The organism is Novosphingobium sp. BAM6 (genome assembly GCF_057784955.1).
This window is the reverse complement of sequence record NZ_JBYNTR010000001.1, coordinates 1157134-1180488: the sequence shown is the minus strand read 5'-3', so window position 1 is coordinate 1180488 and position 23355 is coordinate 1157134. Positions and strand designations below refer to the sequence as shown.

17 protein-coding genes are annotated in these 23355 nt (G+C 61.9%); 12 read left to right on the top strand and 5 right to left on the bottom strand.

Going from position 1 to position 23355, the window contains the following annotated elements; translation table 11 throughout:
• Positions 1-25: 25 nt before the first annotated feature.
• Genes AC3EC3_RS05510 through AC3EC3_RS05500 form a run of 3 tightly spaced genes read left to right on the top strand, consistent with a single transcriptional unit; the run spans position 26 to position 4838 of the window.
• Complete coding sequence (locus AC3EC3_RS05510) at positions 26-1489, top strand: TolC family protein (protein ID WP_488488621.1); 1464 nt, start codon at positions 26-28, stop codon at positions 1487-1489.
• Entirely contained in the window at positions 1486-3627 is a 2142-nt protein-coding gene (locus AC3EC3_RS05505) for a type I secretion system permease/ATPase (RefSeq protein WP_488488620.1), read from the top strand. Before AC3EC3_RS05510 ends, AC3EC3_RS05505 begins: the two co-directional genes overlap by 4 nt.
• Positions 3624-4838 carry an HlyD family type I secretion periplasmic adaptor subunit gene (locus AC3EC3_RS05500; protein ID WP_488488619.1) on the top strand — a complete coding sequence of 405 codons (1215 nt, stop codon included), beginning with the start codon at positions 3624-3626 and terminating at the stop codon, positions 4836-4838. Before AC3EC3_RS05505 ends, AC3EC3_RS05500 begins: the two co-directional genes overlap by 4 nt.
• A 49-nt stretch (positions 4839-4887) precedes the next feature.
• Here AC3EC3_RS05500 and AC3EC3_RS05495 read toward each other — a convergent pair whose 3' ends face one another.
• Together AC3EC3_RS05495 and AC3EC3_RS05490 are read right to left on the bottom strand one after the other, a co-directional pair.
• A complete protein-coding gene (locus AC3EC3_RS05495) occupies positions 4888-7044 on the bottom strand; it encodes a TonB-dependent receptor (RefSeq protein ID WP_488488618.1) in 2157 nt (718 codons plus the stop codon).
• 1382 nt (positions 7045-8426) lie between these two features.
• Positions 8427-11030 (bottom strand): HWE histidine kinase domain-containing protein, encoded by a 2604-nt coding sequence (locus AC3EC3_RS05490; protein ID WP_488488617.1) that lies wholly within the window; start codon positions 11028-11030, stop codon positions 8427-8429.
• 313 nt (positions 11031-11343) lie between these two features.
• Here AC3EC3_RS05490 and AC3EC3_RS05485 point away from each other — a divergent pair, with 313 nt between their 5' ends.
• From AC3EC3_RS05485 to AC3EC3_RS05460, 6 genes are all read left to right on the top strand, one after another.
• Positions 11344-12075 carry a Crp/Fnr family transcriptional regulator gene (locus AC3EC3_RS05485; RefSeq protein WP_488488616.1) on the top strand — a complete coding sequence of 244 codons (732 nt, stop codon included), beginning with the start codon at positions 11344-11346 and terminating at the stop codon, positions 12073-12075.
• A gap of 167 nt (positions 12076-12242) precedes the next feature.
• Positions 12243-13571, top strand: a complete 1329-nt coding sequence (locus AC3EC3_RS05480; protein ID WP_488488615.1) for an ABC1 kinase family protein — start codon at positions 12243-12245, stop codon at positions 13569-13571.
• A 372-nt stretch (positions 13572-13943) separates the two neighbouring features.
• Positions 13944-14924 (top strand): PAS domain-containing protein, encoded by a 981-nt coding sequence (locus AC3EC3_RS05475; protein ID WP_488488614.1) that lies wholly within the window; start codon positions 13944-13946, stop codon positions 14922-14924.
• A 131-nt stretch (positions 14925-15055) separates the two neighbouring features.
• A complete protein-coding gene (locus AC3EC3_RS05470) occupies positions 15056-15232 on the top strand; it encodes a hypothetical protein (RefSeq protein ID WP_488488613.1) in 177 nt (58 codons plus the stop codon).
• Positions 15233-15768: 536 nt separating this feature from the next.
• A complete protein-coding gene (locus AC3EC3_RS05465; protein ID WP_488488612.1) occupies positions 15769-16656 on the top strand; it encodes an ArdC family protein in 888 nt (295 codons plus the stop codon).
• Positions 16656-16937 (top strand): sigma factor-like helix-turn-helix DNA-binding protein, encoded by a 282-nt coding sequence (locus tag AC3EC3_RS05460; RefSeq protein WP_488488611.1) that lies wholly within the window; start codon positions 16656-16658, stop codon positions 16935-16937. Before AC3EC3_RS05465 ends, AC3EC3_RS05460 begins: the two co-directional genes overlap by 1 nt.
• A gap of 71 nt (positions 16938-17008) precedes the next feature.
• Here the strand turns inward: AC3EC3_RS05460 and AC3EC3_RS05455 are convergent, their stop codons facing one another.
• Positions 17009-17224, bottom strand: coding sequence for a helix-turn-helix transcriptional regulator (locus AC3EC3_RS05455; RefSeq protein WP_488488610.1), 216 nt, complete (start codon positions 17222-17224; stop codon positions 17009-17011).
• Positions 17225-17541: 317 nt separating this feature from the next.
• On the opposite strand from AC3EC3_RS05455, the gene AC3EC3_RS05450 reads away from it, so the two are divergent.
• Complete coding sequence (locus AC3EC3_RS05450; RefSeq protein ID WP_488488609.1) at positions 17542-18489, top strand: HEPN domain-containing protein; 948 nt, start codon at positions 17542-17544, stop codon at positions 18487-18489.
• 33 nt (positions 18490-18522) lie between these two features.
• Here AC3EC3_RS05450 and AC3EC3_RS05445 read toward each other — a convergent pair whose 3' ends face one another.
• Both AC3EC3_RS05445 and AC3EC3_RS05440 read right to left on the bottom strand, forming a co-directional pair.
• Positions 18523-18732, bottom strand: coding sequence for a conjugal transfer protein TraD (locus AC3EC3_RS05445; protein ID WP_488488608.1), 210 nt, complete (start codon positions 18730-18732; stop codon positions 18523-18525).
• A 16-nt stretch (positions 18733-18748) separates the two neighbouring features.
• A complete protein-coding gene (locus AC3EC3_RS05440) occupies positions 18749-19099 on the bottom strand; it encodes a conjugal transfer protein TraD (RefSeq protein ID WP_488488607.1) in 351 nt (116 codons plus the stop codon).
• Positions 19100-19273: 174 nt separating this feature from the next.
• Between AC3EC3_RS05440 and traA the strand changes: the two genes are divergently transcribed.
• Together traA and AC3EC3_RS05430 are read left to right on the top strand one after the other, a co-directional pair.
• Positions 19274-22324 carry a Ti-type conjugative transfer relaxase TraA gene (gene traA / locus AC3EC3_RS05435; RefSeq protein ID WP_488488606.1) on the top strand — a complete coding sequence of 1017 codons (3051 nt, stop codon included), beginning with the start codon at positions 19274-19276 and terminating at the stop codon, positions 22322-22324.
• Between the two features lie 96 nt (positions 22325-22420).
• Complete coding sequence (locus AC3EC3_RS05430; protein WP_488488605.1) at positions 22421-23140, top strand: DUF6118 family protein; 720 nt, start codon at positions 22421-22423, stop codon at positions 23138-23140.
• Positions 23141-23355: the final 215 nt, after the last annotated feature.

Genomic DNA, 23355 nt, shown 5'->3' with positions numbered 1-23355 from the left:
GGCAACGGACAGATGAAAGGGCCTTATGGCGCGAGGCTGGCGGGATGTGGTGGGCGGCCTGCTGGCTGTCGTTTCGGGAATGCAGACAGGCGTGGGGGCAGCGCAAGACAAGGGCGAACTTCCACCGGTGGAAGTCAGCCAGATGGCCGCTGTCGCCGATCCGGCGCCCTTGCCCAATGGGGATGAGGCGCCGATCGATCCTGACCGGAATGAGAGTGAAGCGTCTCTTCCTGCCGATCCGTTACGTTCCGCAGGAGTGCCCGCCAACCTCGATATCGCCACGGCGGTCGCGCTGACACTGGAGCGACATCCGCAGATCGCTCAGGCGAGTGCCACATTGGCGCGCGGCAAGGCGGATCTCGGCGCGGCCCGGTCCGCCTGGTATCCGCAGGTATCCTATCAGGCCAATCTTGGTCCGCATATGCTGTCCGGTGCGAACGCCTCCGGGCTCAATGAGAATATCGCCGGGCCGACGCTTTACGTACAGCAGCAGGTATGGGATTTCGGGCGAAGCAGGGGCGAGATCGGCGCGGCCCGTTCCACCACTGCGCAGCGCTGGTACGAGCGGGAGGCAACTGCCGACCAACTTGCGGAGCAGGGCGCGCTGGCCTTTCTGGAAGTGCGCCGTTTCGATGTCCTTGCGGTGGAGGCAGAGCGGCAGGTCGGCGAACTGGCGCTCTTGCGCGAACTGATCGCCATGCGGGTGAATGCCGGGGTTTCGGACAAGTCCGATCTGATGCTGGCCGACGTGCGCGTCGATGGGGCGCGTGCCGATGCGATCCAGGCCCGCACCTCGCTGGCGATGGCGGGGGCCACGCTGGCCAATCTTATCGGCGGGACGGCTAGCCATTATGCCGACCCTGCCGCGATTATCTCGCGCTTCGAACCGGCGGACGAGGAACCCGATTACGACACGCTCCCGCAAGTGATCGCCGCAGGCGATGCCGCGAATGCCGCCAAGGCGAAAGTCGGGCAGGCGCAGGCCGAGCGCTACCCCAAGCTGGGCCTGCAACTGGGCTACACGCGCAACAACTATACCTACAACACGCGCGACAACGCGTTCACGGCGGTCGTCACGGTCAGCGGCGATCTTTACCGGCGCGGGCAGCGCTATCAGGTCGAGGCCGCGCGCGAGGACCAGCGCGCTGCCGAGGCCGTGCAGGACACCGCCGTGATCGAGGCGCGCGGCAAGGCGCTTACGGCGCAGCAGGAAATCCGGGCCGGTCAGCTTCGCATCGATACCTATGCCCGGCAGGAGGATCAGGCGGTCACGGCCACGCGCATCTTCTTCGAGGAATACAAGCTGGGCAAGCGCACGCTGACCGAACTGCTCAATACACAGCTGGAAGTGTTCCGCGCCTCCAGCGCACGCATCGCTGCCGAATACGACATCATGGAGGCCCGCGTCCGGTTCGAGAATCTGAACGGCACGCTGCGTCCGTCGCTGGGCCTTCCGGCCCGGCTCGATCAGGGAGAGGAAGGGCCGTGATCCACGATACCATCAAGGCGCAGGCCTGGGCGGCGGCCATTGCGCGGATCGCCTCGATCAAGGGTGTTCCGGCCAGTGCGGATGAGCTGGAAGGGCGATTGCACTGGGCTTCGGGGGGTACGCTGGAGAGCAATCTCGTGTCCGCCGCGCGCCGCTCCGGCCTTTCGCTGGAGTTCGCAGCCATGGCGCTGGACGGCGTGCCCGTGCTGCTCATGCCCTGCGTGATCGAGTTGAGCGACGGCAAGGCCGCGATCCTGTTCGGGCGCGATGCCGAGACTGTCCGTGTGCAGATCACAGGTACCGGCAGCGATACGCCGATAAGCCTGCCGATCTCCACTTTCGCCCCGATGGCGAGTGGCCGGGTGGGCTTTGTCGAGCCACTGTCCAGCCGGTCGCGCGATGCCCGGCTGGAGGAGTTTCTGCGTGCACCTGCGCGCTCGTGGGTTCGCGACATTATCGCCAGGGACAGGCGCGGTTATGGCGAAGTGATGATCGGGTCGGTCTTCGGCAACCTGCTGACGTTTGCGACCTCGCTGTTCGCCATGCAGGTGTGGGACCGGGTGGTTCCGGCACAGTCGATCCCCACGCTCTGGGTGCTGGCGCTGGGCACCGGCATTGCCCTTGTGGTGGAACTGATGCTGCGCACCGCGCGCGTCCAGCTGGTCGACCGGATCGGGCGGCGCGCGGACATCGAGCTGTCCTCGCGCATATTTGCCCGTGCGCTGGACTTGCGTTCCGATGCCCGGCCCCGCTCCACCGGAGCCCTGATCGCCCAGTTGCGCGAGATCGAGCAGATCCGCGAGATGCTGACCTCCACGACGATTTCCGCGCTGATCGACCTGCCGTTCATCGGTCTGTTCCTGATCCTGTTCGCGCTGCTGGCGGGACAACTGACCTTCGTGCTGGTGGCGGCCGCCGTGCTGATCGTCGTTCCGGGCCTGTTGCTGCAACGCCCGCTGGCGCGGCTGGCCGGGGAGGGGATGCGTGAAGGCGCGCTGCGCAATGCGATCCTTGTCGAATCGATCGAGCGGATCGACGAGATCAAGATGGCGCAGGCCGAACCGCGCTTTCAGTCGATGTGGGAGCGCCTTTCACTGACGGGAACCCGCGTGGGGGCTGAGCAGCGCTTCTGGTCCGCGCTGTTCGTCAACTGGACGCAGACCCTGCAACAACTGGCCTATACCGCCGTGATCGTGGCCGGCGCGTTCAAGGTGATGGACGGGGACATGACGATGGGCGCGCTGATCGCCTGCTCGATTTTGACCAGCCGGGCGCTGGTGCTGTTCGTGCCGTTTGGGCAGATTTTCACGCGCTGGCAGAATGCGAAGATCGCTGTCATGGGCCTTGAAGACCTCTTCGCAAGGCCGGTCGACCACGATCCCGACCTTGGTCTGCTGCGACGCCCCGTGCTGTCAGGCAATTTCGACATGACCGGCGTGCGCTATGCCTATGACGAGCAAAGCCCGGAAGTGCTCTCGATCGACAGCTTCGCGCTGCGTACCGGAGAGCGCGTGGCGCTGCTGGGGCGGATCGGTGCCGGTAAATCCACGATGCTGAGACTGCTGGCGGGGCTGGCGCGGCCGACCGGGGGCGACCTGCTGCTCGATAATACCCGGCTCTCGCTGATCAACCCGGCGGACGTGCGGCGCGACATCGCCTATCTCGGGCAGGGGGCGCAGTTGTTCCTCGGCACGATCCGAGAGAACCTGCTGATCGGCGCGCCAGGCGCCAGCGACGAGAAGATCCTGCACGCGCTTGCCGTCACGGGCGGCATCGGCCTCGTGCAGAACCAGCCCGAAGGCTTGGACCTGCTGTTGCAGGAAGGCGGCGTGGGCCTGTCGGGCGGTCAGCGGCAGACCTTGCTGCTGACGCGCGCGCTGTTGCGCGAGGCGAACATCGTGCTGCTCGACGAACCCTCCGCGCCGCTGGATGACATGTCAGAGCGCAGTCTGGTCGCCAACTTGCGGCAATGGCTGGGCGCGCGGACGCTTGTTGTTACCACCAACCGGCCGGGGCTGCTCGAACTCGTCGACCGGATTGTCGTGCTCGATCGCGGGAAAATCGTGCTCGAGGGGCCGCGCGATCAGGTCATGGCCAGCCTATCGGGGCCTGCTGCCCTGCGGGAGAAACGCGCATGAGCGGCTATTTCGGCGATGGTACGTACACGCACCTGCTCGAAGGGCTCACGGCGCAGGAGCAGGAGAGCCGCTGGCTGCGCTGGATCGGGCGCCTGCGGATCATCCCCGTGCTCTCCGCAGGCGTGCTGGCGTTTCTGGTCTGGAGCTATTTCGGTGTGCTCGACGAAGTGGCGACCGGCCCCGGCAAGGTCACGCCGCCGTCGCGCTCGCAAGTGATCCAGAGCCTTGAGGGGGGGATCGTCAACGGCATCTTCGTCCACGAAGGCGATATCGTCAGTCCGCGCGAGAAGCTGGCGACGCTCGACAAGGCGCGCTTCAGTTCGATGCTGGGCGAGGCCGAGGCGAAGGCGCGGGCGCTGGAGGCCACTTCGGCGCGGCTGGAGGCGGAGATCAGTGGCGGCAGCCCGCAATTCCCGGCGGATGTGCGCGCCACGCCCGGTCTGGTTGCCCGCGAGATGGAAGTGATGCGATCGCGCCGCCAGAACCTTGCCGTCGCCACGGCCAGCCTGCGCGAGAGCCTCGCACTTACGCAGCGGCAACTGACGATGACCGAGCCTCTCGTCGATCTGGGGGCGGCGAACAAGGTCGAGATCATCCAGTTGCAGCGCCAGAAGAACGAGATCCAGGCCAAGCTCGACTCGCTGCGCAACCAGTACGTGATCGATGCCAGTGGCGATTATTCCAAGGCTCGCGCGGAACTCGATCAGGTGCGAGAGGTCATAGATGGTCGACAGGATCAGCTTGATCGCACCACGCTTTATTCGCCGGTTCACGGCATTGTGAAAAATCTGGAAGTGACGACCATCGGCGGCGTGATCCAGCCGGGCGGCTCGCTGATGGAGATCGTGCCGCTGGAGAAGCAATTGCTGATCGAAGCGCGCATGTCGCCGCGCGATATTGCCTTTATCCGTCCGGGCCAGCCCGCGACAGTCAAGATCACCGCTTACGATCCTTCGATCTACGGAACGCTGGAAGGCACGGTGGATCGCATTTCGCCCGATACGCTTCAGGACGAGGTGCATCGCGATCAGGTCTATTATCGTGTCTATGTCCGCACGGCACGCTCCAGCTTGCGCACGAAGGATGGGCGCGAGCACGCGATCATGCCGGGCATGGTTGCCAGCGTGGAAGTACGCACCGGCCGCAAGACCGTGCTCCAGTACCTGATGAAACCGATCAACAAGGCGAAGGAAGCCCTGCGCGAGCGATAGGAACAAAGGGGCAGGCGTGGGATATATCGCGCCTGCCCCTGAGAGGTCATCAGAACTTTGCCAGCAGACTCACGCTCCATTCGCGACCGGCGAGGAATTTGTACTGGTCATCGGTCGGTCCGTCGTTGATCGAAATGTCGGTGACGGCGCGGGAGTTGAACAGGTCGGAAACGGTGCCTTGCACGGCGAAGGGACCGAAGTCGTAACCTGCCGAGATGATCGTCGTGTTGTAGCCGGCGATGCGGTAATCGGCGGGCTGGTCGTCATCGGCGTATTGCGCGCCCACAACCTTGTCGATGATCGAGGCACGGATGGGGCCCTGCTTGTATATCACGCCCGCTGCCGCCGTCATGTACGGGGCATTGGCGATCTGCAGATGCGTCTCGTTCGACTTGGCGAAGTTGCGCGAGGCATTGGCGAACACGGCCAGATGCTTGTCAAACGCGTAGGTGATCTGACCTTCCGCGCCTTTATAGGTCACGCCGCCTTCATTGTAGTAGATGGTTTCGCCATCGACCTTCATGTCGTTCAGCTTGTTCGAGAAGTCGATGTAATAGATGTCGGCGTCGACCGAGAGGTGCGATCCGTGGAAGACGAAGCCGGTCTGGTAGTTGGTTGATTTCTGCGGCTTCACGGTATTGAGCGAGGGATCCTGAACCTGCATCACGTCGAGCGGCGGGGCGAGGAAACCCTTGGCATATTCGGCATAGAACGCGAGCCGTTCGGTGGGCTGCCAGTTCACCGTCAGGAACGGCAGGTTCGCGCTCCAGCTTTCCGAGAAATGCGCGGGCTCCTGCGTTTTCTGGTTCACCAGCGCATCGACTTCGCGGGTGATCTCCATGTGCTTGAAGCCGGGCGTGATCTTGATCGTCGAGGTCGGGCGCACTTCCAGCTGGGCGAAGACCTGCGCCTGATTGCTCGACGAGTTCTGATCATAGTCGATGTAGGCCGGATCGCTGTCCTCGGCATAGTTGTACGCCCCCGCCGCCGGACCACCGGCGGTAAGGTCATAGTCGTAGCGCTTGCGCGAGGTGTTTTCCCAGTACAGCCAGCCGCCTGCCGTCAGCGTAGCCGGGCCGAAATCGACCGCCGTCTTCAGGATATCGCCCCAGACGCGGTAGCTGTTGAGCTTGGTGTAGCCGGGAATGTCGCCGGAGATCTTGTTGCCTTCGGAATCGTAGGTCTTGAGTTTGTCGGTTCCGGTCGAGTCTTCGGCTGACAGGGTCGAGTTGTTGTAGTGGAAGGTGTAGGCGCGGTTCTCCAGCTTCGTGCCGGGTGCGATATCCGCCTCGAACTTGGCGACCTCGAAGTCGGTGCTCTTGTTGGTGTAGTTATACTTGTAGTACTGGGTCGAGGTCGGGTCGTCGTTCAGCTGGTAGTTCTTGCCGTATTCGGCTTCCTGCGCCAGTGTGATGCCATCGTCGTCAGGCTGGTTGAAGTGGTTTTTGTTGTAGGTCGAGAGCAGCGTCAGCTTCGCGCTCGACCCGATCGGAATCACGGCCTTTCCGAACAGGTTCAGCTGGTGATAGGGGGAGTAGGTGAGGCGGCCGTCGGTATCGACGTACTGCCCACCCAGCACCATCTGCGTGCCGCCCAGCTTGTCGATCGATCCGGTCTGGAACAGGCCGCGCAGCATCCATGTATTGAACGAGCCGTACTGCGCGCGCAGCGAGGCGCTGGCGTCCTCACGCGTTTCGCGTGAGTAGAGGTTCACCGTACCGCCGAACGTCGCATCGCCCAGATTATCTGCATTGCCGGGGCCGCGGTTGACCACCACGGTCTCGATTGTGTCCGACGGAAAGAATGTGTTGGAATGGTGTGTGTAATCGTTGGAATCGCCGAACGGCACGCCATCGTAGGTGATGTTGTATTCGCCGTCCTGAAAGCCGCGAAGACGCCCTGAGGATTCGCTGATCCCCATGCCGCCACCCCCACCGCTGGTGGAGAAGCTCGGCGTGATGAGGGCAAGCTGGTTGAAATCCGCCGTTGCCGGCAGCGAATCCTCGATGAACGATCGTGAGACGATCGCCTGCGGCTCGATCGTCTGAAGAGAGGCGGTAACGGGTGCAATTTCGTTGGCGACCGTTGTGGTGACGACGATATCAGCACCCTCGGCAATGCCGTTGGACGGCGCCTCGTCAGCGGTCTGTGAAGTAGTTGGCGCACTCGCAGTATCGGCAGCGGCTGCAAATGCAGGCGATGCCATAAACAGTCCGAGTGTCAAAGCGGCGAGGCCGGCTCCATGACGATCGGGAAAACGAGTGTTGTGCGGCAATTTCATGAGTGGCCCCCTGATGGCAACTGTGTCGCGTTGCCGCTAAGCGGGGGATGTGACGCTTTTCGGTCTTGTTGGTGACGCGAACGTTGCGGAAATTTGTATTTCTATTGTGTTGCAGGTTCTATTCTCAAAAAGTGCCGGTTTTCTGCGTTTCCCAAATGCGATCCTGGCATTCAAAATTATTCTTAGTTCTCAGTAATGACCTGGCGCATGGATGCAGTTCGATTTCTATCTTTGGGCGATCGGCGCCGAGATAATTGCATTGCCGTGTGATAACGACCTTGCGACAATGCCTGCCAGAATCGTTCGCGGCTGCTCTCGCAGACGGGCTGATGGGGAAGCTGGAGACGAATGTGAGGCACTGGATGGCGCAAGCTATGGGTGTAGCGATGCGTAACGTGCTTCCGGTATGAGCAGAGACCCGATTCAGAGCACCATGGTACAATGATTGCTATGAAATGGTCGGGGAGACATGGCGATGTCAGCCCATTTAACCTATTGAAATATAGAATTAGTTTTAAGTCTTACTCGTATTGAAACCAAAGAATCCAACCAATTTTGCTTAAGCTGGTGCGATGCAAAATGGTTCGAAATGAGAATGGGGTAGGCCGATTGTCGTGGGAGATGAGCCGTTGCATAAGCTGTGGATAACTTCTGAATGAGCATCGTTTCCGGATCGGTTCTTCGAGCACGATTGGTGACAGACGTGCCATTTGCTTGTCTGTCAGCCAATATAAGTCACTCATGCCCAGTCTCCTTACGAAGCATGAATCGCATCCGCGGCGGCGAATCAATGGGTCCTTGGCCTAAGGACAGAAGCGACGCGGCTCTGCTGACGAGCGAAGTCCGGTAAGCCCAAAAAAATGCCGGTAATCTCGTTAAAAATTACCGGCATTGCAGGTTCACAGAGTGACTGAGCAAAAGTCCAGCTGTCCTACAATTACTTGGACCGCTGCTTGTTCCGGTCGCCTAGCTATCGGGCCGTCAGATAAGCAGGTGGTGGGTCCTTCAAGATTAATCAGCGGGAGCATGATGCCCGACGCGCTTGTGCAGGCGTCCGGGCCATCGTATTTAACCGCTGGACTCTCGGTATGAGCGAGGGACTGCCGGGGGAAGGTCAGCCGCGTTCTCATGGCGTGTGGCCGCGATGCTGCCGTCACGGCGCTTTCAACTGCGTTTGGATCGATGAGCCTGGTCAGTTTCGAAGTTCATACCGACCAGCTAGTCGACGCCATTTCCACAGCCGTTCCACTAGCCTTGGCGGCCTGATTGGCAGCGCCACACAAAAGGAACACCGACCGGCTCCGGCTCTAGGCATCCCCACCAAGTTTCATTCCTGCCTCTACCAAACGCTGAGCAAGATTTTTTGCGCCTGCGGGTTTTCGCACGACCGGGACATCGCGCAAATGTTCAGGGATCATCACGCTGTCGCCATATCCGGTGGCGAATACGAAAGGAATGCCGACCGCCAAAAGATGGTCGGCAATCCTCTCTGATGTCTCGTCGCCCAGATTGAAGTCCAGAACGGCGGCGTCAGGCTTATAATTGCCAAGGCTGCGCATGGCGTGCTCTGCGTCAGGCGAAAGTCGCACTTCCTTGGCGCCGAGCTGGCGAAGAAGCTCTTCGGTGTCGAGCGCGATTAAAGACTGATCTTCGACCAGAAGGATCGAAATTCCCTCAAGGCTGACCGCTGGCGATTCTGTCGTCGTTTCTGCTGTTTCTTGAGCGACCGCTGTGTTGTCTTCAACCACCAGCGAGGCGAATTTGGGCGGAATGACAAGCCGGGCGGCAAGACCGCTTTGCAGATAATCGAGTTCGACCTTGCCGCCAAGATCGTATACCATCGTATTCTGGATCAGTTTGGAACCAAACCCCTGACGATTGGGCGCAATTGTCAGCGGACCGCCTGTCTCTGTCCAGCGAATCTCGCAGCCATCGGTTTCGGAATACGTCCAACTGATTTCCAGACGTCCTGCGGATTCCGACAAGGCGCCATATTTCGCTGCGTTAGTCATCAGCTCATGGATGACCAAGGCCAGTGTGCCGAACGCACGGTCTTTAAGCCGGACCTTCGCGCCCGACGCGACGACGCGATCGGTTTCAGGACCATAGCGATGCAGTGCCGCCTCCGCCTCGAACAACGTCTCAAGATCTCCGCCCTCCGCTGCGCTCAGCGACTGGTCGTGCGCAAAGGCAAGCGCACGCAGGCGGCCTTCGAGTGACTGAGAGTAACCCGCCACTGAATCTGCATGAACGCCGGTCTGTACCGCGATGGATTTGATAAGCGTGATGATATTTTTTACACGGTGATTAAGCTCGTCATTGAGTATTCGCCGACGGCGATCGAGATGCCCGCGCGCTTCCGCCGTGATCTCATTCTGCTTCAAAAAAACGTCACGCAGATATGTCCGCACCGTATCGGCAGCGGTCAGGTCTGTTTCGGTCCAGGGACGACTTTGCCCTCGCACTTCCTCGCGCCAAGTTTCGAAGCTTCCACGCGGGGTCAAGCGCTGGCCTTCGTCCGTGTCGATGACGAGTTTCGTCGGCTTACCCGCCCATTCGATCTCATGCGCTTCTTCGCTGCGAAAGATGAGCAGATAGTCGCGGGGCATCGACGTCAGCGGGATTGCGATAACGCCGGCCACACTTTTGCCAAAATTGACCTGCCCGGTGAGATGGCGCAGATCCTGAGTATGCCACAATGCCAGCTGGGACGAAGCAGAGCGGGGATGTTCCTGCTCTTCGCCAGCAAGGTAACGAACCAATTCGAGCGCTTCATCTTCCGAGGGCGCCGCACCGCGGGCGGCCCACTCGTTTTCAGCCCAGAGGCCGACCCCGTCGCAATCGAACAATTCGCCGAAGCTATCTAGATGCTCGCGCAGCCCTTCGAGCAGCGTTTCATCGACCGACAGCCCGGACAGAATCTTGTCTAGCCGTTCGCGGGCTAGTCCTGATGCAACAATGTGCGCGCGGCGCTCCGCTACCGAAATCTGCAGCGAGAAATAATGTCCGAAAAGTTCGGCGCCAATCCGGAGCGGGATCGGCACGACCTTAGGGCTATCGTGATGGCAAGAAATCAATCCCCACAATTCACCGTCGATCAGAATGGAGATCGACATCGACGCATGGACGCCCATGTTCTGCAGATATTTACAGTGGATCGTGGAGACCGAACGCAGCTGTGCGAACGACATATCGACAGGCAATTCGCCTGGCTTGGTCGCAGGTTCGAGCGGAACCGGCGCATAGCTTACATCTGCGATCGCCCTGATCGTGTTGAGCTCGTAGAGACGGCGCGCTTGATACGGGATGTCGGAGGCAGGGAAATGCTGCCCTAGAAAGCTTTCCAGCTCGCGCTGCTTCGCCTCAGCGATGACGCGCCCAGCGCCGTTGTGCAGGAACTGGTAGATCATTACCCGGTCAAAGCCGAGCATTGCACGCACGAGCTTGGCCCCCGCTTTGGCAAGAGCATCGACCTGCGTTTCGACGTTGACGCGGCGCATCAGGCTTTGCGTCAGATCCAATGCCTGCTTTGCGCTTTGAGCGCCGTCGAGCGAAGGCTCAAATTCTACGATCACTCGATCTTTATGCCGGTGCACGATCATGTCCACGGGCCCAGAGGCATGAGCCACTGTCATGCCAAGCTCGACTCCAGCGATCTCGCTACCGCCCGCCTTGGCGCTTGCATTGCGGATCGTATGCGCGGCCTCGGTTCCGATGATGTCGGCAAGCAGCGCTCCACGCCTGATCGGAGCATCGTCGCCAAGCAACATCTGCGCATTTGCCGAAGCAAACAGCACGGTGTAGTCGGCAGGAGACAGTACAAGCATTACGCCGTGGGGCTGGATGCTTCCCGGAATCTGGATCGGCTCGCGATCACAGTTGGTCAGATCAACAGGTTTGGTAGGCGGCATTGCCATAATTAGTCCGCCTCCGGAGCCTGTCGAAATGCGCGCGTTGTCCTATGCATCGAACGGCAACGAAAATCGGCTGCAGACGTTGCATGACATGTCATCGCTGCAGGAATTTTATAAATTGAGAGCACATCATGATCCGAGCTGGGGGCCGGTTTAAAGCCAGGCCGCACGGGAAAACTTAACCCCGAGCCAGTTGCCTTAAACCTCTCAAAGAGCGGGTTATGCTTGCCAGTAACATTGGTCAATCAATAGCTTTGTCCATAAGTGCACCAAAATGCCCACTTTTAACGCAGGTTAATCAGGAGAGACCATGTCGGCGCCGACCTCGGAAGAACTGGCGAATAATGCCCTGTTGGCGACCTTGAGCAAAAGCGATCAAGAGCGACTGATTCCTCATATGCTGGTCTTCGACTTGAGAGCCCATGAAACTTTGCAGAAAGCGGGCGACGAAGTCATAGACACCTGGTTCCCGTGCGGGCCGGCAATGGCGGCGTTCTGCGTGCGCATGAAGGACGGGCCAGCTGTCGAGGTGGCTCTTGTCGGACGCGAAGGGGCGATTGGCGGGATCGTCTCGAACGGCCATGCCCCCGCTTTCGCGACCGCGCAGGTCATGTACGGCGGGCGCTTTTTACGGATCAAGACCGCTGCGCTGGAGCAAGCCAAGCTCGACTCCCTGACCTTACGGCACTGGCTCTCGCGCTATTCGGACTGCTTGCTCGCACAGGTCTTTCAGACCGCTGCGTGCAATGCGACACATACCATCGCGCAGCGAACCGCCAAATGGTTGCTCGCGGCCATCAGCAGGACACACGGATCCGAGTTTGCAATCACCCACGAGCAGCTCGCTGAGATGCTCGGCGTCGGCCGATCTTTCGTGACCCGTGTCATTTCAAAACTGCGAGAAGCTGGGACGATCGAAACCCGGCGCGGCGTGTTTATCGTCAAGGATGAGCAGATCCTGCGGGATACGGCGTGCGATTGCACGACCACGATCGAGAACCATTTCGATACGGTACTGCATGGAATTTATCCGTTGCAGTAAGCTGCGCTTGCCGGTCATCTGGCGATGTGAATTGTCGATCGTGTCATAGGCGAGCCGAGGAACGGACGTAAGGTGAATGCCACATGCGTTACGCGCCTCGAGCCTTAGCTGAGACCGAGACGCATTCTGGTGCGTTACCCTGCCGAGGCTGCGCAAAAGGGATCGGCATGAATGAAACGAAATACCGCAAGGTCCCCGGATCGCGTCTGTCGCGTTTGGCAGGGTTCGGGCAGTTGGCCGGCGGTCTTGCTAGCGGCGTGCTCGCAGAAGGCGCCCGTAAGCTAGCGCGGGGAGAACGCCCGCATCTTTCTAACTTGCTGCTGACGCCCGGCAACGCTTCGCGGCTGACAGAGCAACTGTCGCGCTTGCGCGGGGCGGCAATGAAGTTGGGTCAGATGATCTCGCTTGATGCCGGAGACCTACTTCCGCCTGAACTCAGTGCTATTCTCGCTCGCCTGCGCGAAGGCGCCCACCGCATGCCGCCTTCACAGCTGAACCGGGTGCTGGCCGAACAGTGGGGCACGGGTTGGCAGGGGCGCTTTGCCAGGTTTGATACGACAGCGATCGCTGCAGCCTCGATCGGCCAAGTCCATCGTGCGGTGCTGCTTGATGGGCGGGTGGTGGCGGTCAAAGTCCAGTATCCCGGCGTGGCTGACAGCATCGAGGCAGACGTCGACAATGTCGCTACGCTGCTGCGCGTGAGTGGCCTGCTGCCACAGAGCCTGGACGTGGCGCCATTACTGACAGAGACCAAACGGCAGTTGCGCGAAGAAGCGGACTACACCCGGGAGGCCGATCAGATGCGGCGCTATGGCGAACTGCTCACTGGGGATGAAGCATTCATCGTGCCCCGGCCCGTCATAGAACTGTCGAGCGAACGCGTACTGGTCATGGATTATCTGAGCGGAGAACCAATCGAGACGTTGGCGACTGCTTCGCAGGTGGTGCGTGATAAAGCGATGACGGCGCTGATGGGGCTGGTACTGCGGGAATTGTTCAGCTTCGGCTTCATGCAAACTGACCCCAATTTTGCCAATTATCGATGGCAAGCAGAAACTTCTCGGATCGTGTTGCTCGACTTCGGCGCAGCGCGCAGCATACCCGATGCCACGCGCGATGCCTACCGCGGTCTGATGCGTGCTGGATTGGCAGGAGATCGGGCTGCGCTCAAGGCGGGCTTAGTCGAGGTGGGCTTCGTGTCCGAGGCCACCGTTATGCGCCACGGGCGGACGCTCGATGCGATGATCGAGATCGTAATGAACCACCTGGACCGCCCCGGCCTGATTGACTTTGCGGACCGCAGCTTTGTCGAAGAGCTGCGTATCCAGGGCCGGACCATCATCGCTGATCGCAGCACATGGCATGTCCCACCTGCCGATACACTGTTCGTCCAGCGCAAAATCAGCGGGACCGCCCTGCTGGCGGTGCGAATGCAGGCGCAGATTCCCTTGCGCGGCATAGTGGCAAAGGCGGTGGGTGCTACGGATGTGCAATAGCCAAGGAATCATTTGCATGTCCGCTTCCAAGAGAGAAAAAATCTCTGTTGAGCGGCGCGCATGGGCGCACAGTGCCTTTCCGTAAGGCCCATTAGTCGGCCCAAATGGGCGCCGCTGGACTCCGATAAGGCTAAGGAGCCAGTATGTTACGCCATGACCGATCTCAACGGGCACTTTACTATACAAGGAGCGTCCGTCCTTGGTCGATGACGTAATCTCGACGGAGAACCAGAAGCGTTCATTCCATCGTTTGTTGATGATCTGAATCGATCGCGCACGAAAAGTGATAAGCCTTTTCACGGATGGTCAACCGGCGTCGCATGCAACCGTTTGGTAGCGGTAGAGTTTGATGCGCGGGCGACCCAACCATGTATGATGGATTTCATGGCACCTCTTCCAGAATTTTCTCCAGCGTCGCTTTCTTCCGTCTCACTCGCCAGCGTGCTTGATCAAAGCGTCGATTGCGTGAAACTCCTTGGGCTGAGTGGCGACGTTCACTACATGAACTCCAACGGCCAGTGCGCGATGGAAATCGATGATTTCGATTTGGTGCGTGGCAAGCAATGGGTCGATTTCTGGCCTGGGGAAAGCAAGGCTGAAATCGTAGGCGCCTACGTCAAGGCCGCGGCGGGCGAGGTCGTGCGCTTTCGTGCGTTTTGTCCGACGATGAAGGGGGCTCCTCGTTGGTGGGACGTGACGGTATCCGCTGTTCTGAACGAGGAGCAGCAGCATGCCGGATATATGGCTATTTCTCGCGACGTTACGGAAAATCAGCAACGCCTGGATACGGCCATCATCACTGCAGACGAACTGCGGCATCGCCTATTGAATTCCTTCTCGGTGATGTGCGCTGTCATGAACCATTATGCGCGTGGAGACGCCAGCCGCGTGGCTTTTGCGAAACAGATGTCGCTCATGTTCGCAGCTATGGGGAGGGCGAAGACGCTGTTTGCCAACAGGGATGCCCCCCGTAATGTCGATGAGCTGGTCTCAGCTGTTTTGTCGCCGTTTGAAAATACCGAGTGCTCTATAACCTTCGAACAGCTACCCTGTGCCACGGTTAATCTTGAGTGGGCCAATGCGCTTGCATTGGTACTTGGCGAGCTGAGCGTGAATTCGACCAAGCACGGTGCCCTTGGATCAGGTGGCAGTATTGTGATCACCGGCAAGCGTACCGAACATGGCTTCTCGCTGGTATGGACGGAGAGGTCAAAGAAGGCGGTGCAATGCACCGAGCGCGATGGCGGCCACGGCATGCAGATCATGCAGCGGACCATGCGAACGCGCGGCGGCGCATTGGATATGCGCTGGAGGCGAGATGGACTGACCGCAGAAATGGTGGTTCGGTTTTGAGATAAGTCCGCGAGCATTGCCTCGATAGGGCAATTTGGGCTGCATGAGGTTAATAGACATCGACATGCAAAGTCCCGGGCCTAGTCCGGGGCGCTGCGTTTTTTGCCGCAGTCACGGATTTCAGGTCGGTCATGAGGCCCGATAAAGCGCCCAAGCTGCACACTGATCAGCCCGGCGTCCATTTTCGCCAGCATTTTGTGCGAGGGATGGTGACAGGTTGCGATGAGTTTGACGAAAAGCGCACGCGCTTCTTCTACGAACGACAGATAATCACCTATCTTCGCCGCTGGTTAACCCGGCGGGCATGAGATATTGGATCGGCGGGTTTTGAGGTCCGCCAATAAAGCCAGGAGTGACTGGCAGGGGCGCATATTCGACTGACAGAATTATTACCTAATCCCTCAAGCGCTGCAGTCTGGTCAGCTGCCTGGGTCAGGATCTGTTGCAGGCAGTCCAGGCGTCCCGGCCCCTTGCGGCCCCGGTCGCGCTCTACCGCCGCTTGCGCTTCGGCCGAGCCCCTTGGGGTCTCGGCGGCACAGCCGTCACGATCGCCTGACGCTGGGGGCGCACCTGCGGTGCAGGCGCGTCCTGCAGTCGCCGCGTGATGTCACGCGGCGGCGTTGGGTGTGGGGCCTGGCGGCTCCAGGTGACGGGGGGCGTCGCTACCCGATAGCCCCGCCTCGCCGGGGCGCAACCCGGCCGCTTGCGCTGTCCGGGTCTTCCACTTCGTTGCAGCCTTGCAGGTGCGCCCCGCCTTGGCCGGCGGGGCTGTCCGGTGCGCTCCTGCCGCCCCCCGCCACCCTGGCGCCGGGCCATGGCGGTTGAGGAAGGAGCGAGAGACACTATGGCCAAGGACGAACGGCACAGCCTCTATGGCGAGGTTACCAACCGGATCATCGCGCAACTGGAAGAGGGACGGGTGCCATGGGTACAGCCATGGGATGCCGACAGATGCCCGGTGACGATGCCTGCCAATGCCGTGACCGGCAGATTGTATTCCGGCATCAACGTGCTGCTGTTGTGGTGCGAGGGGATCGAGCGCGGGTTCACATCGCAGCGCTGGCTGACCTATCGGCAAGCCGCAGCGGCAGGGGGCAATGTCCGGCGCGGCGAGACCGGGACAGTGGTATGCTATGCCGACCGCTTCACGCCTCGCGAGGAAGCCGAGAAGGCGCGTAGCGAGGATCGCGACGCCAGGACGATCGCCTTTCTTAAACGCTTCGTGGTCTTCAACCTCGACCAGTGCGAGGGGCTGCCCGAGACGCTGGCGGATAGCGTTGTACCAACCGATCCCGTGATCGCGATTGCCGAGGTGGATTGCCTGATTGCCAATTCGGGCGCGGACTTCCGGATCGGTGGGCCATCGGCCTTCTATTCGCCGGTCGAGGACTATGTGCAGGTGCCCCCGCAGGCCGCGTTCCCCGAGCCGATCAACTGGTTCCGAACAGCGCTGCACGAGATGGGGCATTATGCCGGAGGGAAGGGGCGGCTGGAGCGTGACCAGAGCGGTGCATTCGGTTCGGCCTCGTACGCAAAAGAGGAACTGGTCGCCGAGATGACATCGGCCTTTGCCTGTGCCTCGCTCGGCATCGAGCCGACGGTACGACACAGCGACTACATCGGATCATGGCTCGAAGTCCTGCGAGCCGACGAGAAGGCGATCTTCCGCGCGGCCAGTGCTGCCAGCAAGGGCGCCGATTACCTGCTGGCCTTTGCCGGGGGAGGCCAGTGATGCGCGCTGCGATCATCCTGCACCATCGGGTGCGCGAATGGGCCCAGCGCTGGCGGTTTCGCCGGATCACCAATCCCCAGCTGCGCCGGATGCTGTGCGCGGTGCACGCCTTGCCCGCCCGCGAGCAGGCAGTGTTCCGGCTGGCCTGTTATGAAGACCTCTCCAACGAGCAGGTCGCGGCCCGCACAGGACTGAGTACCGAGGAGGTGGTGCAGCACCTGTCGCTGGCCTTGCGGCTGGTTGCGGACTCTTACGAGCGGCAGCAGCAGGGGCGATGGTAGCCAAGGGGCAGCAGGGAGCAGGAGCCGCCCGGCACGCCGGGCGGCTCCCGCCTTCGTTGGCAGGGGCAGGTTTATCCGGGCGCGTGATCGGCGGCACGATAGCCGACGGGATTGCGCTGCCATTCGCTGATGACGCTTTCGCGCCATCCGGCGCAGCGCTGGGCAATGCGCACCTGCCTTGGGAAAGTGCCTTCCTGGATCTTGCGATAGAGCGTCGCACGCGACAGCCCGGTGCGGTCGAGTACGACATGGAGGCGCAGGTAACGGTCGGGAAGCGGGGTACTCATGGGCGTAGTCCTTCATCGAAGGTGAGGGGGACTGGCCGGCCACGAGTAGAATTGGGGCAATTCGATACGAGCGCAAGACCTGTGACCAGCGCCTGCCAATGAGGCAGGGGCACGGTGGCGAACCCTGTACGACCATGGCGAACCTTGTCGCACTGTAGCGCAGGCAAAAATATTTTTCCGATGTGCGCACACGGCTCGCGCTGGAGGCGTAAATCGTGCCCCATCGGGCGCACGAGGCAGTGCCATTTGCCTGATCCGGGACGCTTCGCGCTTGCGCCGTGAAGTGCAAATGCGCAGAGTCGCTGGAAAGGCCTGTCATGAAAACCGATCTCGATCATCTTCCTGCGAACAAGCAACGCGAACTCGAGCGCGTGGTGCAGCTCGTCTTCGAGGAATTCGAGGACGCTTTCGCGCTCTCGACGCACGAGTGGAAGAAGAAGGGGCGCATCGCCAAGCTCGTTCTCTACGGCAGCTATGCGCGCGGCGGCTGGGTCGATGAACCGCATACCGCCAAGGGCTACCAGTCGGACTATGATCTGCTGATCATCGTCAGCGACAAGCGGCTGACCGATCGCGTCAAATACTGGTCGAAAGTCGATGACCGGCTGATGCGCGATTACGGGGTGACCGGCACGATTCGCACGCCGGTGAACTTCATCGTCCACACCCTGCAGGAAGTGAACGATGGCCTGGCCCATGGCCGCTATTTCTTCATGGACATCGCCCGCGACGGGATCGTGCTCTATCAGAGCGAAAACAGCGAGCTTGCCCAGCCCCAGCCCAAGACGCCGCAGGCCGCGCTCGATATGGCGCGGGAATATTATGGCGAGTGGTTTTCCGCCTCGATGCGAAAATTCAAGCTCGCGAATGATGCAGTGGCTCAAGACTTTCCAAAGGAAGCAGCCTTCCTGTTTCATCAGACGAGTGAAAGCCTCTACCACTGCGTGCTGTTGGTGAGCACCTTCTACACCCCGCACGTTCACAATCTGGCGTTTCTGCGCACGCACGCCGAGCGCCTCGATCCGCGGCTTGTCCACGTCTGGCCGCGCGACAATCGCTGGCAGCGCGGAACCTTCGAGAAGCTCAAGGAAGCCTACGTCAAGGCGCGCTATTCGAAGCACTACAAGATCACCGCCGAGGAGCTGACCTGGCTGGGTGAGCAGGTCGAGGAACTGGGCCGCGTGGTACACGCGATCTGTTCAGAGCGGATCGCCGATCTCGAAGCACTCGCGGGCGAGCGCGCGGTCGGCCACAGCGCCTCCTGATCGCATCTGCAGGCCCAGCCTGGGGCCTGCCCGTCATTCCCTGTCTTCGGCAAAGGCGCGCGCCCCGCGCCGCCGCCACAAGGTCAGCGCTGCCTCGCGCTCTGCGGTGCGCAAGCGCGCGGCGGCTTCGACAAGGATTCCGAGGATCACCGCCCGATCATCACTGGTCAGATCGACCAGCCCGGCCTTGGCGACAAGCCCGCCGAGCTCGATCAGCTGGCGCGTGCGCTCACGCCGCTTCACCTGCCAGTCGCGGGTGTCATGCCGCGCCTTCGCTGCGAGCAGGCGATGGCGCGCCGCTCGGCTGCGCCGCAGCGCCGCGCTCGTCGCCGCCAGCGCTGCCACCAGAGCCTTCGGATGGACGGACGTTCGTCCCGGTTCGCTCGCCAGAAAAGAACGCGGCGCCGCGCTTGCGCCATGCCTCCCGTCGCGCCGGCTCGGTAGTGCTCACCATGGCGAGCAGGGCGCCTGCCAGTTCCTCGATCGACAGCGCATCAGCGCCGGTGGCGGTGACAAGCTCGCCCAGCTGCTGGACCTTGCGGTGCTTGAGCTGCCGGGCCTTGTCGTCGAGCGCCTTGAGCTCGGCATCGTAATCACGCGGTTTGCGCATGGAGGTTGTCCTTCTTCTGGAGGGAAGCGGACAGTCCAGCTATCGGGAGTCTCACAGGCCAGCAAGAGGCTGGAACCCCCTGAAACAGCGTGATCCCGAACGCGAGCAAATCGTGTGAGGGCGCGCTTATACGTCGTGCCGACGTGCTGCTGGAGGCGTAAATGGATCGCCGCCATGGCGATCTATCACTTCTCGGCCAAAGTCATTTCCCGCGCCACCGGATCCTCGGCGGTGGCGGCCGCCGCCTACCGCTCGGCCTCGCGCCTTCGCGACGAGCGGCTCGACCGCGACCATGACTTCTCCAACAAGAGTGGCGTCGTGCACAGCGAAGTGCTGCTGCCCGAGAACGCGCCCGACGCCTGGCACGATCGCGAACGGCTGTGGAACGATGTCGAGGCGGCCGAGAAGCGCAAGGACGCGCAGCTCGCCCGCGAAGTGGAGTTCGCCATCCCGCAGGAGATGACGCAGGCCGATGGTATCGCCCTGGCCCGCGACTTCGTCACTCGCGAGTTCGTCGCGCGCGGCATGGTCGCCGACCTCAATGTCCATTGGGACATCGGCGCCGATGGCAGCCCCAGGCCCCATGCCCATGTGATGCTGGGCTTGCGGGAGGTTTCGAGCGAAGGCTTCGGCGCCAAGGTGCGCGACTGGAACCGCACGGACTTGCTCACCCACTGGCGCGAGGCCTGGGCCGGGCATGTGAATGCGCGCCTTGCCGAACTCGATATCGAGGCGCGCATCGATCATCGCTCGCTCGAAGCGCAGGGGATTGATCTGGAACCCCAGCACAAGATCGGCCCCGCTGCCGGTCGCATGGCAGGCGAAGGCCTGGAAAGCGAGCGGCTCGAGGAACACCATGCCATCGCCAGGGCCAATGGCGAGAAAATCCTGGCGCAACCCGCCATTGCGCTCGAGGCGATCACCCACAGCCAGGCGACCTTCACCACGCGGGATATGGCAAAGTTCGTCCACCGTCACAGCGAGGGCAAGGAGCAGTTCGATCAGGTCATGGCCGTCATCAAGGCCGCGCCCGAACTGGTCGCCCTGGGCAAGGACGGACGCGGCGAGCATCGCTTCACATCGCGCGCCATGCTCGAGACCGAGCAGCGGCTGACCAGGGCCACCGTTCGCCTCGATGCCGCGCGCCGCCACGGCGTGCCCGAGCGCGTAGTTGAACGCGCTATCACCCGCGCCGAAACGCGCGGGCTTGTTCTCTCGCCCGAGCAGCGCGGCGCGCTTGAACATGTAACCGGCGCCAGAGGTCTTGCCAGCGTCATCGGCTATGCCGGGACCGGCAAGAGCGCGATGCTGGGCGTTGCGAGAGACGCCTGGGAGCAGGGCGGCTACGAAGTGCGCGGCATTGCTCTCTCCGGCATTGCCGCCGAGAGCCTCGAGAGCGGTTCGGGGATCGCCAGTCGCACCATCGCCGGGCTCGAGCGCCAGTGGGGACAGGGACGCGAACTGCTGAGCGACAAGTCTGTCCTCGTTATCGACGAGGCCGGGATGATCGGCACCCGCCAGATGGAGCGGGTGCTGGCCGAAGCCGAGCGCCGCCACGCCAAGGTCGTGCTTGTCGGCGATCCCCAGCAGCTCCAGGCGATCGAGGCAGGCGCCGCCTTCCGTTCCATCGCCGAGCGGCATGGTGCGATCGAGATCACGCAGGTGCGCCGCCAGGTCGAGGACTGGCAGCGCGAGGCGACGCGTCAGCTTGCCACCGGGCGCACCGGCGAGGCGCTGGCCGCTTACGAGGACGCAGGCCATGTCCACGCTGCCTCCACGCGCGAGATCGCCCGTCACAAACTCATCGATCGCTGGGACAGCGATCGGCAGGCCAGTCCGGATACGAGCCGGATCATTCTGACCCATACCAATGACGAAGTGCAGGCGCTGAATGGAGAGGCCCGCCAGCGTCTTCGCGAGGCCGGCGATCTGGGCAAGGATGTGCGCGTGGAGGTCGAGCGCGGCACGCGGGACTTTGCCACGGGAGACCGGGTGATGTTCCTGAAGAACGAGCGCAGTCTGGGCGTGAAGAATGGAACGCTCGGAACCGTGCGCAGTGTCAATGCACTGGCCATGGGCGTGACCCTCGACGATGGGACTTCCGTGGCCTTCGATCTCAAGGACTATGACCGGCTCGATCACGGCTATGCCGCCACCCTTCACAAGGCACAGGGCATGACCGTTGACCGGGTCCATGTCCTGGCCACGCCAGGTCTCGATCGTCACGGTGCCTATGTGGCCCTGACCCGGCACCGCGACGGGGTCGAGCTGCACTATGGGCAGGACGACTTTGCCGATCACACCAGGCTTGCGCGCGCGCTCAGCCGGGATCGCGGCAAGGACATGGCGACGGATTATGGCAAGACGCAAGAAGAGGAGGCGCGCGTTCGGCAGGTCGAACCGGCGGGTCGTACATCCCGCAGCCGCTTCGATGGGCTACGCCTGCCCAGTGGTCCGCTCATCGATCCGGGCACGGCAGGCCCCGTCCATGCGCCGCCGGCCAAGCGAGAGCCGGAGGTCAGGACACCGGACACCGGGGCCCCGCGCAAGGGGCGCTTCGATGGTCTGGAGCTGAAGCTACCCGATCATGTGCGGCGCACACTGGAGCCAAGCCCAGATTCGGCCTCGGCATCGGCCCCGCAACTCTCGGCAGAGGCGCCGGCCGAGGCGCGCGCCGAGCGGTTGCGCGAAGAGCGGACGGATGCCTTGAAGCGCCATGCCCGCGCCGTTGCTGCCGTCTTCGAGGCCCGCGAGGCCGGGCAGCGGGCAAGCCCGGAGCAATGGTCCGAGCTCGAAGCCTCGCGCACCCACTTCGAGGCGCTGCGCCCCTACGGCGCACACGATGCCGAGAAAGCCTATGTGAAGGAGCCCGAGCTGGCCCATGAAGCGGCGCAGGGGCGGATCAACCGGGCGGTGCGTGCGCTGCAGCTGGAGACGCAACTGCGCACCGATCCCGAACTGCGTGCCGACCGGTTCGTTGCCAACTGGACGGCGCTCAGGACGAAGAGCGAGCAGCAGTATGTGGCAGGCCATATGAGCGCCCGCCGGGAAACCCGGGCGGTGATGGCAGACCTTGCCCACAACCTCCATCGCGATCCTCAGCTCGAATCGGTGCTGGCCCAGCGCAAGCAGCAACTCGGTATCAGGTTCACCACCGGGCGCTCGTTGGGCGATGACCTTGCGAGCAGCCTGGGGCTGGGACGGGGCAGGGGGCTTGGATTGTAGCGGCACCGATGTGCTGCAATCTGCGAGTCGCAATGCCGCGAGAAGCACCTGCTTCCTTGCGGCACCGGCAAACGTGGGGCGCCGCGAGACAGAAACGTGCAGCGCGCAATTCTCAGGATCTGTCCGGACATCCCAGGCTCTGGCGCCGTGGTGCGCGGCAGGCATAGCCTTGCGCCCATGACCTCATCCCCAGACCCCGGCGCCGACATCGCCCCTGATTCCGCCGCGAGCCCCGCAGAAGCTTTCGAGGCTCTGCGCCATGAACTCAGCCTGCTGCACAATGCCGTGGCGGGCCTCACTGCCGCGCGCGAGAAGATCCCGGATTACCGCGCGGATTTCGATGAGCTCAAGGAGGCGATCGAAGACAGTTGCGACCGGCTTGCAGGGATCGAGCAGAGCCCATCGCTCAAGCTTACCCCTGCGGTCCTGGCGCGGGAAATCGTGACGGCTGCCAAAGCGGCGCGTACCGAAGATGAGCGCTTGCTGGAGACGGCGCGTGTCTCGATCCATAACGCGGTTGGCGCCATCAACTCCATCGTCCAGCGTGGGCAAGCTACCGATCGTCAGCATCTGCGCCTCGTTCAAGCGGGCATCGCCGGGCTGCTGGCAGGGATCGTTCTGTGGTCTTTCCTGCCCGGCGTCATCGCCCGGTCGCTGCCCGCTTCATGGCATGTACCCGAATGGATGGCGACGCGTACTTTAGGGACGGAGGTGCTGGGGATGCTGCCGGCACTGTCGCCAACATCTGTGCCGGTGTTGCCCGATAAGGCTGGCGAGGCCCGCAGCGTCCATCGGAAAGCCAAAACGAGGGATTGAGCGGCCGGCAGCGTGTGGGATTGATTGATGCTCGAACGCGTCGCGGCCCATCCACGCCGTGTGGCGGCTCACTGCTCTTCTTGGAACCAGGACTTCAAAAACGTCGGCGACCATCCGTATTATGGCAAGGACTGGGACCTTGTGCTCGGTCCGGTTTAGAGAGCCAGAAATACAGAGGCTGACGTTGACGATGTCATGGGCGTCAGCTTTGGAGC